This window comes from Nostoc sp. FACHB-892, assembly GCF_014698795.1.
Classification (GTDB): domain Bacteria; phylum Cyanobacteriota; class Cyanobacteriia; order Cyanobacteriales; family Nostocaceae; genus Nostoc.
Window position 1 is genome coordinate 50,225 of sequence record NZ_JACJTR010000007.1, and the last position, 17,528, is coordinate 67,752.

Annotated in this window: 15 protein-coding genes; 6 read left to right on the plus strand and 9 right to left on the minus strand. The window is 42.8% G+C overall.

Features of this window, described 5'->3' with window-relative positions:
• Positions 1-668: 668 nt before the first annotated feature.
• The 3 genes from H6G96_RS11715 to H6G96_RS11725 form a co-directional block, all read right to left on the minus strand.
• Positions 669-1,295: a heme-copper oxidase subunit III gene (locus H6G96_RS11715; protein ID WP_190911617.1), complete on the minus strand. Its 627-nt coding sequence runs from the start codon at positions 1,293-1,295 to the stop codon at positions 669-671.
• A 128-nt stretch (positions 1,296-1,423) separates the two neighbouring features.
• Positions 1,424-3,160 (minus strand): cytochrome c oxidase subunit I, encoded by a 1,737-nt coding sequence (gene ctaD, locus H6G96_RS11720; RefSeq protein ID WP_190911618.1) that lies wholly within the window; start codon positions 3,158-3,160, stop codon positions 1,424-1,426.
• Positions 3,161-3,337: 177 nt separating this feature from the next.
• Positions 3,338-4,423 carry a cytochrome c oxidase subunit II gene (locus H6G96_RS11725; RefSeq protein ID WP_190911619.1) on the minus strand — a complete coding sequence of 362 codons (1,086 nt, stop codon included), beginning with the start codon at positions 4,421-4,423 and terminating at the stop codon, positions 3,338-3,340.
• 404 nt (positions 4,424-4,827) lie between these two features.
• Between H6G96_RS11725 and H6G96_RS11730 the strand changes: the two genes are divergently transcribed.
• From H6G96_RS11730 to H6G96_RS11740, 3 genes are all read left to right on the plus strand, one after another.
• Positions 4,828-5,769, plus strand: coding sequence for a heme A synthase (locus H6G96_RS11730; protein WP_190911620.1), 942 nt, complete (start codon positions 4,828-4,830; stop codon positions 5,767-5,769).
• Between the two features lie 229 nt (positions 5,770-5,998).
• Entirely contained in the window at positions 5,999-6,952 is a 954-nt protein-coding gene (locus H6G96_RS11735; RefSeq protein WP_190911621.1) for a heme o synthase, read from the plus strand.
• Positions 6,953-7,230: 278 nt separating this feature from the next.
• The gene (locus H6G96_RS11740) at positions 7,231-7,494 is read left to right on the plus strand and encodes a type II toxin-antitoxin system HicB family antitoxin (protein WP_190911622.1); all 264 of its coding nucleotides are present in this window, start codon (positions 7,231-7,233) and stop codon (positions 7,492-7,494) included.
• 20 nt (positions 7,495-7,514) lie between these two features.
• On the opposite strand, the gene H6G96_RS11745 is transcribed toward H6G96_RS11740, so the two are convergent.
• Together H6G96_RS11745 and H6G96_RS11750 are read right to left on the minus strand one after the other, a co-directional pair.
• On the minus strand, positions 7,515-7,715 hold the full coding sequence (locus H6G96_RS11745; RefSeq protein ID WP_190911623.1) for a 2-oxoisovalerate dehydrogenase E1 subunit beta: 201 nt from the start codon (positions 7,713-7,715) through the stop codon (positions 7,515-7,517).
• Positions 7,716-7,727: 12 nt separating this feature from the next.
• On the minus strand, positions 7,728-9,278 hold the full coding sequence (locus tag H6G96_RS11750; protein ID WP_199339505.1) for a serine/threonine-protein kinase: 1,551 nt from the start codon (positions 9,276-9,278) through the stop codon (positions 7,728-7,730).
• A 123-nt stretch (positions 9,279-9,401) separates the two neighbouring features.
• On the opposite strand from H6G96_RS11750, the gene H6G96_RS11755 reads away from it, so the two are divergent.
• Positions 9,402-10,277: an MBL fold metallo-hydrolase gene (locus H6G96_RS11755; RefSeq protein ID WP_190911624.1), complete on the plus strand. Its 876-nt coding sequence runs from the start codon at positions 9,402-9,404 to the stop codon at positions 10,275-10,277.
• Between the two features lie 659 nt (positions 10,278-10,936).
• Here H6G96_RS11755 and H6G96_RS11760 read toward each other — a convergent pair.
• The 3 genes from H6G96_RS11760 to H6G96_RS11770 form a co-directional block, all read right to left on the minus strand.
• Positions 10,937-12,100: a DUF58 domain-containing protein gene (locus H6G96_RS11760; RefSeq protein WP_190911625.1), complete on the minus strand. Its 1,164-nt coding sequence runs from the start codon at positions 12,098-12,100 to the stop codon at positions 10,937-10,939.
• A gap of 136 nt (positions 12,101-12,236) precedes the next feature.
• Positions 12,237-13,022, minus strand: coding sequence for a type I methionyl aminopeptidase (gene map / locus H6G96_RS11765; RefSeq protein WP_190729922.1), 786 nt, complete (start codon positions 13,020-13,022; stop codon positions 12,237-12,239).
• A gap of 10 nt (positions 13,023-13,032) precedes the next feature.
• Positions 13,033-14,043 carry a Gfo/Idh/MocA family oxidoreductase gene (locus tag H6G96_RS11770; protein ID WP_190911801.1) on the minus strand — a complete coding sequence of 337 codons (1,011 nt, stop codon included), beginning with the start codon at positions 14,041-14,043 and terminating at the stop codon, positions 13,033-13,035.
• Between the two features lie 640 nt (positions 14,044-14,683).
• On the opposite strand from H6G96_RS11770, the gene H6G96_RS11775 reads away from it, so the two are divergent.
• A complete protein-coding gene (locus H6G96_RS11775) occupies positions 14,684-14,983 on the plus strand; it encodes a ferredoxin (RefSeq protein WP_190729920.1) in 300 nt (99 codons plus the stop codon).
• A 340-nt stretch (positions 14,984-15,323) separates the two neighbouring features.
• On the opposite strand, the gene H6G96_RS11780 is transcribed toward H6G96_RS11775, so the two are convergent.
• Positions 15,324-16,913 carry a SpoIID/LytB domain-containing protein gene (locus H6G96_RS11780; RefSeq protein ID WP_242063255.1) on the minus strand — a complete coding sequence of 530 codons (1,590 nt, stop codon included), beginning with the start codon at positions 16,911-16,913 and terminating at the stop codon, positions 15,324-15,326.
• Between the two features lie 265 nt (positions 16,914-17,178).
• Between H6G96_RS11780 and H6G96_RS11785 the strand changes: the two genes are divergently transcribed.
• Positions 17,179-17,442, plus strand: a complete 264-nt coding sequence (locus H6G96_RS11785) for a sulfiredoxin (RefSeq protein WP_012410090.1) — start codon at positions 17,179-17,181, stop codon at positions 17,440-17,442.
• Positions 17,443-17,528: the final 86 nt, after the last annotated feature.

Here is a 17,528-nt window from a genome sequence, read left to right on the forward strand (position 1 = left end):
ACTTAAGTAAATTTTACACTAGCCCACACTATTTATAACTGTGGGTAGAAGACAACTTTCAGGAGTCGGTAGATTTCTTTTGAATATTGGGTCTGATTGCTGACAAAACCTTGAACAGTAGCATTTAAAGACACAAGTATCTTCACCGCGTCCATCACTGAACGTGATTGCCTTGTCATATCTAAATGTAAATTCGACAAAAGAAAAAAGAGGAAGTAGGTCTTTGGAGCGAATAACGAGTGATGAGTTTTTAGGTAAGTAGGAGTAACTTCTCAATCATTAAAGTTTACTCAATAGTTTATACAAAACATCCAACTTTTCCGACCTTTCCTACCTTTTGCTCTCGCCTGTATCACTTGTGTTAACTCAGTTGCATTTAGCAAAATTTATAATGGAAAAAGTCTAAGCTGATTTTAATATATTATCTGTAGCTCTTGCTAAGTAAAGGATAAAACTGTTTTATAAAAATAAAAAACGTTTTAGATAACTTTCCAGATCTCTAGCCTTTTAGAAATAGTCCTAATTTAGATTTTGCTGCCAGGCGATAGATAAGATAATGTGACATCTGGACAGCTAACTGCAAGAACAGCATTTTATTAATAAAAAAAGCCCCCGCTAGGGGGCTTATCAAGTTGTCCGCGTGGAATGAACAACTAAATAATTTATACTCACAGTAGATACAGTAATCCGAATAAAATAATCCAAATCACGTCAACGAAGTGCCAGTAGATTTCGGCTGCTTCAATGCCAAAGTGTTTTTCGTTACTGTAGTGACCAGGAACGCGCGATCGCCATAACACAGCAACAATTGCTAAAACACCGAGGGTAACGTGCAATCCGTGGAAACCAGTCAAAACGTAAAATGCACTAGCAAATAAATTGGTAGTTAAGCCAAATTCTAAATGGGTATATTCATATACTTGACCTACCAAGAAAATAGCACCCATCGCCGCCGTAATTGCTAACCAGATTTGTGCCCCCCGCGTATCGTTCTTTTTTATAGCAGTGTCGGCATTGTGCATGACAAAACTACTAGAAATCAGATTGATGGTGTTCACTCCGGGTAACAAGAGTTCTAACTCTGGAGTCCCTGCTGGCGGCCATGCAGGTAAGGTAGCACGGAAAGCCAGATAGGCTCCAAACAGCCCCAGGAAAATCATCCCTTCAGCAATCAGGAAGACAATTAGGCCAAACAGACGATGGTCTGGATGTTCTTCGTGATGACCGACGGACGCTTCCGCTTCATGGTGATGATTTAGTTCGGTTTTAGCTGGGTCAATCGTTTGACTTTGCATGAATTTTTATAAGTGGGGAATGGGGAATGGGGAATGGGGAGTCGGGAGTGGGAGTTAGGAGTTAGGAGTTAGAAATTGTCATAACTCATCATTCATAACTCATAACTCTTCACTTTTAACTCCTAACTCTATTTACGATCTTCGGGATTAGCAGCAACGGCTGGATCGGGTTTTGCTCTTAATACTGAGTTCGGTCCGCCAGACAAGACTGGATCGGGATCAGATAAAGGTACACCTTCGTCAGCCTTTTCTAAGCCGTAGTCGTAGGGACCTGTAGCCAGTACTGGGGTTTGATCAAAATTCTCGATCGCAGGTGGTGAGGTTGTCATCCACTCTAAGGTAAGTGCCCTCCAAGGATTATTACCAGCTTTCTCGCCGTATAACCAACTCCAAATCGCATTGATAATGAAAGGGAATGTCGAAACTGCTAGTATGTAAGCGCCATAAGTGCAGATTTCGTTGAGAAAGGTAAATTTGGGGTCATACTGGGCGATACGGCGGTTCATGCCCATTAATCCCAGTTTATGCATTGGTAAGAAGGCCATATTCAGACCCACTATTGTTAAGGCAAAGTGAACCTTGCCCCAAAATTCGTTTACCATCCGTCCTGTCATTTTCGGGAACCAGTGGTAAATCGCGGCATAAATTCCGAGAACACTACCACCAAAAAGAACGTAGTGCAAGTGTGCCACCACAAAATAGGTGTCGTGAACGTGAATATCAAAGGGCACTGCTGCCAACATCACCCCACTGATCCCACCAATCACAAAGGTGCCAACAAAACCCATTGCGAACAGCATGGCAGTGTTAAGCCGGATTTTTCCACCCCACATGGTTCCTAACCAGCTGAAAATTTTAATTCCTGTGGGTACGGCAATGATCATGGTGGTGATCATAAAGAACATCCGCAACCAACCGGGGATACCACTGGTAAACATGTGGTGCGCCCAAACAATTAGCCCCAAAAAGCTAATGGCAAGAGAGGAATAAGCGATCGCTTTATAGCCAAAAATCGGCTTACGGGAATGCACGGGAATAATTTCCGAAATTGCCCCAAAAAAAGGCAAAATCATGATGTAAACCGCAGGGTGGGAGTAAAACCAGAACATGTGCTGGTATACCACTGGGTCGCCACCACCAGTCGGGTTAAAAAATGTCGTTCCTGCCAATAAGTCAAAAGCCAGCAGAATTAGACCTGCTGCTAGCACTGGTGTAGATACCAAAGTCAGCGCCGAGGTAGCAAACATCGCCCAGCAGAACAAGGGCATTTGGTGAACTCCCATACCAGGGATACGCATCTTGAGCAATGTGACGAGGAAATTGATTGCCCCTAAAATCGATGACGTACCTAGTAGGAGGACGCTCATAATCCAAATTCCCTCACCTACTTGACCTGTTACCAAGCTCAGGGGAGGGTAGGAAGTCCAACCTGCATCCGGTGCATCGCCTACCACTAAACTAGCGATCAACAATAAACCCGCAGGGGGAATCATCCAAAAGGCAACAGCATTCAAGCGTGGGAATGCCATATCCTTTGCCCCAATCATCAAGGGAATAAGGAAGTTAGCAAAACCCGCACCAGCTGGCACGATCCACAAGAAAATCATGATCGTGGCGTGCAGCGTAAATAAGCTGTTGTAAACTTCAGGGGTGACGAAATCGACTTCTGGGGTTCGCAGTTCTGTACGAACCAAGTCAGCCATCACCCCACCAATACAGTAAAAAATGAATGTAGTGACTAAGTATTGAATCCCAATCACCTTATGGTCGGTGTTGAAAGTAAAGTAGTCTTGCCATTTTCTGATCCCTTGCTCCTCTTCAAGAGCAGGGGCGTTGGCAGTTTCTTGCACTTGAGCTTGGGTCATAATCGTTAGTTATCTTTTGTCATTTGTCCTCTCTTACAAAGTTCTGAACGGAGGAAACCTCCTCTGAGACTTTGCGCTTTGTCAGTTGTCCTACCCTGCGGGAAGCCGCAGAAGCGTCTATGTCATTTGTCATTTATTTAGACCAATGACTAATGACTAATGACCAATGACCAATGACTAATGGTGAACTTGATGGAGGATTTCTGGCTTAATTCCCATGTCCTTGGTGTAAGGAGCAAGAAATTCATTTGGGGATAGATTCGCAGGGTTAACAGCAACGGCTTGATTAAGTGTTTCTTTGCTGGCAACTAGCTGTTCTTGAACCCATTTGTCAAATGCTTCTTCTGGCTCAACGACTATTGGCGCTCTCATTGCACCGTGGTAGGGGCCACAAAGTTCAGCACATATCAGGGTATAATCTCCTGCTTTATTGGGGGTGAAGCGAATCTCGCTTTGCCTACCTGGGATCGCATCTTGTTTCAGGCGGAACTCTGGAACCCAAAAGGCATGGATGACATCGTTGGCTGTCATATTAATTTGCACTTCTCGCCCGATGGGTACGTGCATTTCACCTGTAGTTATACCAGTTTCAGGATAAGTGAAAATCCAGGCATATTGTAGGCCTGTGACATTAACCTGTAATCCTGCTGGTTTGCCTGCTTTATCAGGAGTTCCCCCAATTGTCGGAGCAACACTACCGACACCAGAAGCATCCCGCTTTTGGGGAATTTGGTCAGCATTGCGGACTTCTGCGGTAGCTGGGTCTTGCATTGCCTCATCAGATTTTTCTTGATTGAGGTTGGGTTCGGTGCTAGGAGGAGTATCACTTAAAGTTGCCGCCATCGCACTTCCAGGCATTGCCATTGACTCCTGGTTCATCATCGGCGCTTCATGAATAGCATGGGGATCGAAGCCACCGATTTCGTTGTACACATCAAAGCTGTAAACAGAAATGCCGATAACGATAATTGCTGGGATCGCCGTCCAGAGGATTTCTAAAGGTACATTGCCCTCAACTGGTGGGCCGTCTTCGTTATCACCTGCACGCCGACGGTATTGAAATGCAGAGTAAATTAAAATACCTTCAACTAGCAGGAATATACCTGTAGAAATGATCATCATCGCGTTGAATAGTCCATCCACTAATACGGCTTCATCGCTTGCTGCTGCTGGCAACAGACCATGATTTTGACCGTACCAAAGGCTGACTAGCGTTAGCACGATGCCAATCAGTAATGTCCAGATTGAACTTGGAATCTTCACGGCTTACTTAATTGAATTTACTACATTATTTTAAAGCTACTCACTTACTAAGGTAGTCTAGGCTGGAAGGCATAGAGTCCAAAGGTCTGAATTTTTTATTAAGTTTTTTAACTATTTTACTAATTTTGGGTACAAGGTGACTATTAGATACTGCCAAAAGTAGATGTCAATCAGTGGAAAAATTTAAGAAAAAATTTAGGATGCTTAAATTAATTGTAATTAATCAATTTTTCACATCTTGAAAAATACCTAAAGCTTCAGGCAAAACCTTTCTGGAGTGATTCAAAGTATAAGTGAGTGCTAATCTCTAAACCTTTAGCCTATACGCTAGGGTGAAGATAGGACGCTAAAAGAAAATTGAAAATTTTAAGAGAGCCACCAAGAGCGGGCAGAAGGTATCATTCATGAGCGAATTTGTCCTACAACAACAAAATGAAGCGGCGCTTCAGCAGCAAAAGCCCAAGGAAATGATTCGTCGCTTGGTGTGGAAAATATGCATAGCCACCTTAATTTTGATGGCAATAGGCAGTGCCACCCGCGTGATGAATGCTGGACTTGCTTGCCCAGATTGGCCCTTATGTTATGGCGAACTGGTGCCAGCCAAGCAAATGAATCTCCAGGTGTTTCTGGAGTGGTTTCATAGATTAGATGCAGCTTTAATTGGTGTAAGCGCGATCGCACTTTTCGGCTTGTCCTGGTGGCATCGTCGTGTCTTACCCTCTTGGCTGCCTTGGGCATCCACATTTGCCCTGTTTATAATCGTCTTCCAAGCCATTTTAGGAGGACTCACCGTCACCGAACTGTTGCGGTTTGATATTGTTACCGCTCATTTAGGAACGGCACTGTTGTTTTTTAGCACCCTCCTGATTATCGGCACAGCGCTCACGCCCTATCAGGGGACTGGAACCATTGGTAAGTTGCCTTGGGTCGGTTTAACTGCTGCTGTTCTGGTTTACCTGCAAAGTTTGCTAGGTGCTTTGGTAGGCTCTCGCTGGGCGCTACACCAATGCCTCGGCGGTTCTCAACTTTGTACGGTAATGTACAGCCATATTGCTGGTTTGGTACCGCCAACAGTGGCAACCTTGGCAATGGTATTTATCTGTTGGCGGACACCAGCACTACATCCAGCCTTACGGCGACTGGCAAATATAGCTGGTGGGTTGTTAACCTTACAAATCTTGTTGGGATTCGCCACTTTCAAATTACACCTCCAAGTTGAGCCTCTCACCGTCTCTCATCAAGCTATAGGAGCTGCTTTGCTGGGTACTTTGGTGGCTTTCACAGTTCTCGCACTGCGTGACTGGGCTACTAGCCGCGACATCACAGTGTTGAGCAATGACTGCTGAGTATGGAGTGAGGGAACAGGGGGAGTAACGGAAGGAAAAATTTCTAACTCCTAACTCCTGTACAGACGCGATTAATCGCGTCTCTCCTAACTCAGCACTAAATTATGGCCGCAACGGCGAGTATTGCGACCCACGCAGGTGCAGAAAATCTGTGTTTCATTTGCCTGAAAGAGCCACCTTGAGCGGGGGCTGCATATAAGTTGTTGAAAAATAAGGAACCAGAGCCAAAATGATTGAGACTAATGTCTCTCGCCACCACCAAACATTTCTACAGGTAGTTCAAAGTTATTACCAGCTAACCAAGCCTCGGATTATTCCGTTGCTTTTGATTACCACGGCTGGGAGTATGTGGATTGCTGCTAAGGGAGAAGTAGACCCATTGCTGTTGCTAGTAACTCTCACTGGTGGCACTTTGGCTGCTGCAAGCGCCCAAACGATTAACTGTATCTATGACCGGGATATTGATTATGACATGGAGCGGACGCGCCATCGTCCGATGCCTTCGGGTAAGGTGCAGCCACGCGATGCTCTAATTTTTGCGATCGCACTGGCAACGATTTCCTTTACACTCCTAGCAGTATTTGCCAATCTGTTAGCCGCCCTGCTAGCCTTCTCTGGCATCGTCTTTTATATTTTGGTTTATACCCACTGGCTAAAACGCCACACCCCTCAGAATATCGTTGTTGGTGGTGCGGCTGGGGCAATTCCGGCTTTAGTGGGTTGGGCTGCTGTCACAGGCACATTAAGCTGGTCAGCATGGCTGATTTTTGCGATCGTCTTTTTATGGACACCACCCCATTTCTGGGCGCTAGCTCTGATGATTAAAGATGACTACGCAAAAGTTGGGATACCAATGTTACCTGTGATTGAAGGTACTACGGCAACAGTGAAGCAGATTTGGTACTACACACTGATAACAGTATTTGCAACTGTTTTATTGGTATATCCCTTGGGCGCAAGTGGAATTCTTTATGCTGCGATCGCTGTCATTCTGGGAGGATTATTTATCCACAAATCTTGGCGCTTGTTGCAAAATCCAGAGGATCGTGCTGTAGCTAAAGAGTTGTTTCTCTTTTCGATCTCCTACATGATGCTGTTGTGTCTGGGGATGGTAGTTGATAGTCTTCCCGTTACCCATAATTTAATTAGTGTGGTGAGTAATCATCTGCATTTTATTGGTTAGGGGATGGAAAATTTAGCGATCGCGTTTGGTAAAGGGGCGCGATCGCATTTTCAGAAATTAAAAAATATATAATAATTTGAGTTTTGTGGATTTGCGATTAAAAGTAAAATTTCAGTCATATAGCAATCCTATTTGCGTTGTGAAAAATATAGATTAGAAAACGAACCGCAAAGGACGCAAAGGAAAGAAGAAAGAAAGAGAGATATAATTTTTACGAATGATTTAGGACTGCTATAGATAAATCGATTAAAAAGCTAAATGAAGTTGTAAGAATCTAAATGTTGACAAATTACATTCGTACAGCATTGCACAAAGCAACCTACGAGTTGCTTGAGGATGGAACTTTTTATAGCGAAATTCCAGAATGTCAAGGAGTTTGGGCAAACGCTGCAACACTAGAAGGCTGCCGGGAAGATTTGCAAGATGCTCTTGAAGGATGGATTATTTTAGGATTGCGTTTGGGTCATACTTTACCGATACTTCATGGCGAAGTTGTCTATATATTGGGAAGAGGAGTAAAACGTAAAGGAACGCGGAGTTGAGCGCAGAGGGACGCAGAGTTTTAAAGCAGTATCCAGATTATTTTGGAACGGCGTTGTTCATTAGGAAAATGGCAGTAAACTGCATCATGAACCATTTCCTGTAGTGTTTCTATATCGTCAGCCTGAGTAAAAATTGACTCAGTTAGAGCTACTGCTGTATAACCGCTATCTGGATCATATTTAACGAGAAATACAATTTCAGTTATAGGTAATCTTTCCATAAATACTAGATTTTAAAGCCCACACTCTTCACATCGTAGTAAAATCGAACTCACTACTAATGTCATCCCAGTAATTCTAAAACATGGTAAATGACCTTTTGGAGCTTTTATAGAGAAGATAAGGTTATCAAACCATACAGGAGACATTTCTTCAAATAAATCTAGAAAAAACAATAATTTCTGTCTTCCCATTTTAAAACGCAACCATCCTACTTCCGAGCCAAAACTACACCAAGCTTCCCAATCTGGCTCCTTACTTCCCTTCATATTTTGCCAGATTTGTTTTTGTACATTGAAACCGAAGTGTCCGTTGCTATATTTATTCCAAAGGTAGTCAATAGCAAAAAGGTCTTCACAAGAAAATTTTTCGATATCTTCTAAATATAGAGAACCTTGCTTTTCTCTATCAGCTATTTTAAGCATGATATCGAAAGTTTCTTCATTAGCGTCTTGCCATCTGCCAGAAGCTAATAGCTCATTAAGTCTAGGAAAAGTTTCTGTTACCGCCTCATTTATATTATGATGGGTCGAACTTTGATAGTTTGGTTGAGTAGCTGTAGTAGTTTTTATATATTTTCTATATCTGGATTTATAAGATGTAGAATTGACAGCATTAATAGTTTTTATTACTTCCTCAGATGATTGATAGCGTTCCTTCACATAATCCTGAATTAACTTATCTAAAACTTGCCCAAAATCATGAGTAATACTTTTATCTTGTGGTAAGTATTTTCTCCATATCCAGCAACCCCTGAGCGCATCATAAAGTTCATCAGAACCATCTGCTTTTGGTAAACATTGGGTTAATAAACGAATACAAGTTACACCCAAACTATAAAGGTCACTTGCAGGGAAAACTTGACCACGCATTTGCTCTAATGGTGTATATCCAGGCGATCCTACTGTTGTACCAACACCTACAAAAGTTTTTGTAATTTGTTTAGAAACACCAAAATCAATTAATATTAACTTGCCATCCAAACGGCGCATAATGTTTTCTGGCTTGATGTCCCGGTGAATTACACCGCGTTCATGGATAAACTTTAGGATAGGCAATAAATCACTTAAAAGCTGTTTTATCTTTTCTTCGCTAAAGGCTCCCTGCTGCTGCAATTCTTGTAATAAATTCTGCCCTTCAATCAACTCTTGTACCAAATAAAGCCGCTTATCCTGTTCAAAATAAGCAATCAAACGGGGAATTTGTGGGTGTTCTCCCAAATCATACAGACGCTTCGCTTCTTGCTTAAATAACTCCGTTGCTTTCTCAAGTGCAGCCGTTCCTTCTAATTGAGGGACAAATTGCTTAATTACGCAAGGTTCATCTATCCTATCTGCATCCCTGGCTTCATAAGTTCTGCTAAATCCACCCTCACCCAAAAGTCGTATTACTCGGAAACGGTTTCTAAATAATGGTGTAAGTGTTTGTCCACACTTAATGCAAAACTTATTGTCATCAGGGTTAAACGGATTTGAACAACTGAAATTAGAACAGTAAAGCATATTTAGGAATAAGCAGATGGTGTCTATGTTCAGTTTTCCCAATTTATGCTTACTGGGTTTCATGAGTCTTGACATTTTTGAGCGGATTTACTTCTAGTGGCGGCTACAGTCTCAAGTTACTTTTGCTAGCGTAGTGATATAAGATTTATCGCTCCCCAGTATGCGGCTGGAAGCAAAAGGATTAATATGGCTCATTTAAATCAGCGTCGTCCCCAAAATGTCAACGGCGATTTTTATGTAGATACTACCTGTATTGATTGCGATACCTGTCGCTGGATGGCTCCTGAAGTATTTTATGATGTTGATGATCAATCGGCTGTTTATCATCAACCAACGAATGAGGCGGAAAGATTAGCAGCGCTGCAAGCACTTTTAGCTTGTCCTACTAGTTCTATTGGCACTGTTGAAAAACCAAAAGATATCAAATCTGTTCAACAAAGTTTTCCAATATTAGTAACAGAAAATATTTACCACTGTGGTTATCATTCTGAAAAATCTTATGGTGCTGCTAGCTATTTAATTCAGCTTCCAGAAGGTAACATTTTGGTGGATTCTCCCCGGTTTACGCCGCCTTTAGTCAAGCGTTTAGAAGAAATGGGGCCAATTCGTTATATGTACCTAACTCATAAGGATGATGTGGCAGATCATCAAAAGTTTGCCGAGCATTTTCAGTGCGATCGCATCCTTCATGTTGATGATATTACTGCGGGTACTCGCAATGTAGAAATACAGCTAACTGGTTCTGAACCATTTACCTTGACACCAGATTTATTAATTATCCCAGTTCCGGGTCACACCAAAGGACACACAGTTTTACTTTATAAAAATAAGTTCCTCTTCACTGGCGATCATCTCGCTTGGTCAGAAAGCTTCCACCAACTAGCTGCATTCCACAATGCCTGCTGGTATTCTTGGTCAGAACAGACTAAATCAATGCGTAACTTGGCTAATTATTCTTTTGAATGGGTGCTACCAGGTCATGGGCGAAGGTTTCATGCTGATAAGGAAACCATACGCCAGCAGATGCACAAGTGTATTGGGTGGATGGAATCTTTGGATTGACCGAATAATTAATAATTATTTAGTCATCTGAAAAAAGCCACGAAAAATCTAACCCCCTTAGCTCGACTTTATCCAATTACGAGTCGTGATGCGTAAAGCCCCGGTGGTTCAGCCGGGGGATACAAGCGAATGAGCCAAATAAATTTGGCTTTAAAAACAGATAAATTCTTTTTAAGATATCATAGGTATGTGCTAAATCTAACTTATATCTATCGCCTAAAACTTTTGCAGTAACAGTCCCAGACCTACGACGCATGGCTAGAAACATCTCGCAGGGTTTGGGATTTTGCGTTAGCACAAAGGAAGGATTGGTATAACTCAAGGTCATGCAGAATCGATGCTTGTAGGATCAATTGTGAATACATGATTCCGGCTGATGCACCGCGAGCAACATTTGCATCTCAATGTAAGGCTTTAACCCAAGCTCGAAAAACTAATCCCGATCTGAATGCAGCACATTCTTAAATGCTGCAACAGGTATTGAGACGATTAGAAAAAGTGTTTATTGGGATGTGGGAATAACGTGAGTTCGATGAACCTCTCCCTCCCAGCCTCCCTCTTCAAAACGCAAAGGGAGGAGCAACGAAAAATTCAGCTTTTTGCCCCCCTCTCCGACACGGAGAGGGGTTGGGGGAGAGGCCAAATAAGACTTGTCGAACTTACGTTAAATGTAATGTTTTTTGGAGTTGGGGTTGCAGTGGGCGATCGCTTTGCAAAACTATACCAGGATGTTCCCAATTGATTACCTCTTGTTCTGCTGGTGAGGAAATATTTGACCACAAAACCCAGCGACTGCCTTGAGGAAGAGTAGCAAGGCTCTGGGGGTTTTGAGTCAGCCAAATCAAAGGATAGCTTTTAGGAACTACTGAACTGGCATCTTCTAATGCTCTGGTTGCTGCTAGGGTTTCTAAAACATAGGCATCGCCTTTGATTAAATCTGTCAATGCTGTCCATAGTTGCACCTGTAATTGCTGTTGCTGTGCATAAAAGTACAGTGATGCTGCGGCAATTACTGCTTGTTCAAAGTTTTCTTCTTCCCAATTACTAGCGCTGTCAAGGGCAATAACTATCTCTTGTCCACCTGTCACCATTTCTAACTCCCGCACCCTTAATTCTCCATAGCGGGCGCTAGTCCGCCAGTGAATCAGACGAGTGGGATCTCCTAGACGATAAGGACGGAGCGATCGCACCAGTCCCGTTGTCGCTGTCTGCAAGGGTCTACCACGAGGATCGCCCCTTTTGCTCTCTTCTTGTCCCATTTCGTCTACCAGGGGGCAGGTAGCCAAGGGTAACACTGTAGGATAGACGATCGCTGTAGCAGCACAATCACGCTGACGGCGACACCAAAACAACCCCAAAGGCGCACCAGAACCTAGTTCGACTGTATGCCAACGATAAACCCCCCGGCGCTGGGTAGGGTGGTAATATATCCAACGGTAACTACCTTGGCTAGGAATCGTTTCGATTGCTTTTTGTACTGGTTTACCTAAGATGAAAGGTAATATATCTTCGATTTGCAACAAGCTTACAGGCTGCTGTGTCTGATTGCGGATTTCTAATTCCACAGTTAGATCATCACCGACTGACACAGGTTGCATGGGACGACGGGTGATGGATAGACCTGTAAGCGATCGCGGCGGTAAGATAGCTGCTACACCCAAAAGGGCAAAACTAATGCCGCTAATGGCGTACAGCCAACCAGCCATCGTATTAATACCTGCTCCAAAAAAACAAATAGCCGTAGCTGCTAGTACCCAACCGCCGTATGCAGGGGCACAAGCACGGGTTTCTAACCAATTGGTGATGGGTTTGATAATTTTCATGTTTCTTTTTTAACCCAACACCACCCGAAATTCACAGTATTTCAGGAGTTTACCAAAAAGCCATAATACTACTATTTACAAAGCTTCAAGCAATTTGAAGGGTGCTAGGTTCAGGTATAGATGAGCCTTCTTGTTATTATACAGCCCAATAATTTTTGCCTTCTGGAAGAGTAAGAATTTCAACGCCATCTTCAGTTACAGCTAAGGTATGCTCACATTGAGCAGAAAGCTTGCGATCGCGCGTTACAGCAGTCCACTTATCGGCCAGAACCTCGACTTCGTAAGTGCCTTCGTTAATCATTGGCTCAATAGTAAAAACCATTCCTGGTCTGAGGCGCTTGCCCTTACCGCGTGTGCCATAGTGGGGAACATCCGGCGCAGTATGGAAAATATTACTAATACCGTGTCCAACGAAATCTCGCACTACAGAAAAGCCTTGTCCTTCAGCATACTCTTGAATAGCTGCACCAATATCTCCAATACGTGCCCCAGGTTTAACTTCAGCAATACCCAAGCGCAAACACTCTTCTGTTACCTCTACCAGCTTTCTCGTTTTTGGGGAAGGGGTACCGACAAAGAATGTCTTAGATGTATCACCGTGATAGCCTTCAAGAATAGGCGTTACATCAATATTAATAATGTCACCTTCCTTAAGGATTTGCTTGGCATTGGGAATGCCATGACAAATTACCTCATTTACACTGGTGCAAATCGATTTAGGATAGCCCTTATAGCCAAGGGGTGCGCTTTTCGCTCCATGCGCTTGCGTCCAACGTTCGGCTTCATCATTTAGTTCAAGAGTGCTAACCCCTGGCTTCACAAACGGTTCGAGATGCTGGAGAAGTTTAGCTGCTAAACGTCCAGCTTGCCGCATTTTGTCTAATTCTCGTTGGGATAAAATAACAATTAGTTCGGTTTTCATTAACTTTTATCTAGATATTTTTCATAAACATAGTTAACCCTGTCTTTGCAGCTCTTTGTGCAGCTTCAGCAACCTTTAGGGTATACAAGCTCTCCTCTGGGGTAACGTATAAAGGAGTACCATCAAAAAGATGGTCTAACACCATACTCGTATCTTTGGCGAACAAACCCCGGCGAGGGCCAACTTCTATAGGTGTTGTTTCCCCTGGCTGGATGAAAATTCCTGTGTCACCATCAAAAATTAAACCACCTTTTTCACCGTGAACTTCAAACTTGCGTTCTGATTTCCAAAGACTTTCACCTTTGCCGTAGACTACTTGAGCTAAAAGCCCACTGTCAAAGGAGAGTTCACTAGTGCAAAAACAGCTTTGGTAGTATTCTGGTTCTATTTGTCCATATCGTTGGTGACAGTTAACTGTAAATACTTTACCAAATAAATCTGTAAGACGATGTATGCGAGACAAGGCACCAATTAAGGGAAAACCGAATAAATCGTGGTTATAAGTCCATTTACGGGGTGCAGGGTTCTGGGGATTGATGGTGCTGTAACGAACATAAAACACTTCACCAATTTTGGCTAAGTTTTGCTTCAAGGCTTGATGCAAACCACCCAAAAGTTCCAGGTGTTCAACGTGCAGGAGTTTTTGTTGTGCTTTGGCTAAGGCAATCAATTCTTCAGCTTCGACTACATCCAAGGAAAGAGGATACTCTACAATCACATCTTTGCCGTTGGTAAGTGCTGCACGAGCGATCGCACCATGATCTCGATTAATAGTGCAAATCACGACTAGGTCTATATCTTGCCGTTCTACTAGCTCTTGCCAAGAACTCAATGCCTCAATCTCGTACTCTTTGGCAAAGGTTTCTGTTTTTTCTGCGGTATGACCAACAGCTGCTATTAACTGTGATCGCGATCGCTCATCATGGAGCAATGCTTTAGCTCGAAACTTTGCCGCATACCCAGTACCCACCAAACCTACACGCACTCTTGCTTTTTCCAAAGCTGCTTCTGAATTATACATGATCCTGACTAGTTCTGTTTTTGATTCTTTCACGCTTCTAGTGGTGAAGTTTTCTCTTTATGGGGAATCGAATGACTTCACCAGTTTAGACTCTACAACATTGGTACTAGAGCGTGTTTTCAAAACTCTAATCACGAAAGCATGAAGGCGTTCATAATCATAAATGTATAATTTGCAACCAGCTTTTCAGATTGGTTAGATGACGGTTGCATTTAAATTTACGGAGTTGCTACGGTATTTTTTAGATTACCAACTCAAAGCTTATTTCTCGCTCATGATATTGAGAAAATCTCTACTTGAGCGAATGAAGCAGCCATGATTTTAAAGGGAAGTCAACGATCTCTTCTGCGTAAGTGCTATAAAAATCGGTGGCATTAATACTATTCATATTTTTTATCTATTAAGATAAGTTTTTCTAATTACATCCCCACTAGGGCAGTAAATAATATAAATAAAACTTATCAGGATTAAGTAACTAAATTTCATTACTAATCGGGTTCAATTTCCAGTTACATAATTTAATTTTTCTCGTAGTATCAGAATTGAAGCAAATTTGAACCAACGGCTACTCCCATAGAATAGCCGTAACCTTTGCCTAAAGATAACTTATACTACCGTTTGCAAAAGAGAGGATTACTCAATGCCAAGTTATAAAGTAACGCTAATCAACGAGGCCGAAGGACTAAACACAACCCTTGACGTTGATGACGATACTTATATTCTAGACGCTGCCGAAGAAGCTGGTCTTGACCTGCCCTATTCTTGCCGCGCTGGTGCTTGCTCGACCTGTGCAGGTAAACTCGTAAAGGGTACTGTTGATCAGGGTGACCAGTCATTCTTAGATGACGATCAAATAGAAGCTGGATATGTACTCACCTGTGTCGCCTACCCTACCTCTGACCTTACAATTGAAACTCACAAAGAAGAAGAACTCTACTAAGAGTTAAGAACCTCAACAATAAATCTCTTGCAAGAGTTACTAACGTTGAAAAAATAGAAGCACCGCATATTGTGTCAACGCCCTTTCAATGCAGTGTCTATAAAGCGACTTTGACAAAAAGCCTAATTTCATGTTGAGCAAGAACACAGGAAATTTTGTGTTCCTGCTTGATTTTTTGATCATGGAGTTTCCCCACTGCGAGGGCCGTGCAGCAGGAAAACACACCAGCTTCTTACGACCGGCTATTTTGCGTTGGAAGAAGACCGCGCTGCCTCCCCTTGACTTTTTGTTGACTCCCGATTCTTAACTGAAAATAGATACACCTTAAATATTGATTATCTCAAAGTTTAGTCTCTTTGCTGAGAGTCTGGATCTGAGTACCAGGATAGTAGAATTGGAGAATTTTTGGACTTGACCAACCTAATTTAGCTAAATTTTGAGCGCCAGTTTGACTCAAGCCGACTCCATGTCCTAATCCACCACCAATAAAGGCGTATCCCCACAGTTCAGGTTTGCCTTTGTTTAAGGGTTCTATGTAAAATAACGTACTTCTAGGGGCAGCAAAGGCACTCCGAACTTCGTCTTTCTGGAGAACAAAGGTACTGTTATCAGTTTTAACGGCAAGTTCAAGGATGCGTCCACTCTGGCTTCGCTTCACTACTGCCATAGCCTGAATTGTCTTAAATTTGGCATGGGGACTGTTTTTCACCTGCAAAAATTTCTGCAAGTCCTTGGTAATATCCTCTAAAGAGGTTTCCTTGTGCCAACGAAACATATCCCACTTGCTTTCATTAAATCCTTGTTGGATATTAATAAATTTTTGGAAATTCTTTTCATCTGCTAAACTCTGCTTAGACAAATTCCAAAAATTAGTTGCAGCATCCAGTACAGGGCGCAGATAGGCACGATCATCGCCATTCCAGACATCACTGAAGGAAGCAGTAACGCCGCCAGTGGTGGAAGAATAAAGGGCATCTACTAGTTCGTTTTTATAGGTTACTACCTTACCCCTGGTTGAGGCGATCGCTTGGTCTGTTTTAGCAGCTGCTCCATTCAGCCCATAATAAACTTGACAGTGAGTATCAGCACACAATTGATAGTTATCTGCGGCGAACCTGCGTAAATTTCTTAAAGCATAAGTCCGAGCGAGAATTGCTTGGGCTTCCAGCGCTGCTGTTGGTGCATCTGTACCTATCTCGTAAGGCACAACCCCACGCAAATAAGTTTCTAAAGGCACTTGGTTAACTAAAGTGTATGTGCCATAAGCATTGGGCTGCAAATTCAGTCGCCCGGCATAAAGACGAGCAGTCTCTGGTTTTTCGCTTTTATTCACCCGAATCAAGTTTTTATCGGTAGTGATTTCTAAATCATTCGGGCTATAGCGGTTATCATCCACCACCCAACTAACTCGCGGCACTTGTTTTAAAATTTTAGTATCAAGATATACTTTTTCATTGGTAGAAGCTTGGATGTTTTGCAATAGTAAGCGTCGCAGTAAAGGAGTGCTATAAACATCTCGTTTTGCCCAAACCTGCCAGCGTTCTGGCTGGGCTATTTCCACTTCTATTCCTTGAGAACGCCATTTATTAGCACTGTCTTCCGCAGTTTCAAAGGTGCGAAATATGCCCAAAACTACTACTTCCTCAACCGTTGGCTGAGGTAAAGCCTGCATGACTGTTTCCAGCTTTACAGGGTTCTTGGTAACTAGGGTTTGTTGTTTGTTGCCCGCTTTAAATTTTAGCTTTAAGCGATCGCCTTTTGTGGGTTCGAGTTGCAGCTTGCCTGTGGGTTGTGAGCCAAATCGCTGCACAATCCCAATTTTCAGCTCCATATCCTGGATGTTACTCTCAGGCCCTGATGCAGCACTCAGTCCCAATAGACAAAATGCGGCCAGCACAGTGTGGGAAAAACGCCAAAATGAAAATTTCATGGCTACCTGATAGCGTTCGCGAAGCGTCTCGGAGAGAAGCGTTAGCGAGTATTCGTTCGTGCAGCGTCTCGTAGAGAGCGTCTTTTGCCCCTTAATGTAGTGTTGGAGCTGATTTTCCAATTGTTTTATAGCGCGGTTTTTTTGTCGCATGAGTGCTCCAATGATACCATTACCAGTTTTGCCCCAAATACTAGTTGCAAAACGAAGTCATAACGATTATGATTTATTTAGAGACACAAAACAGAACTAGTTGGATAAACTCCTTATGGTTAGAGTCCAAGAAATTCCATTAAATCAAATAAAACGGCCATTGCCCCGTGCAAACGATCCTAATAAAGTACAAGCCTTAATGGAATCGATTGCGGAGATTGGGCAGCAAGAACCTATTGATGTCCTAGAAGTAGATGGACAATATTATGGCTTTTCTGGTTGCCATCGGTATGAGGCTTGCCAGCGTTTAGGCAAAGAAACCGTATTAGCCAGAGTCCGTAAAGCACCCCGCAGTGTTTTAAAGATGCACTTGGCATAGAGAATGGGAGTAGGGAGTAAGGAGCAGGGGGAGCAGGGGAGGCAGGGGGAGCAGAGGGAGAATAATAATTACTAACTCCTGACTAA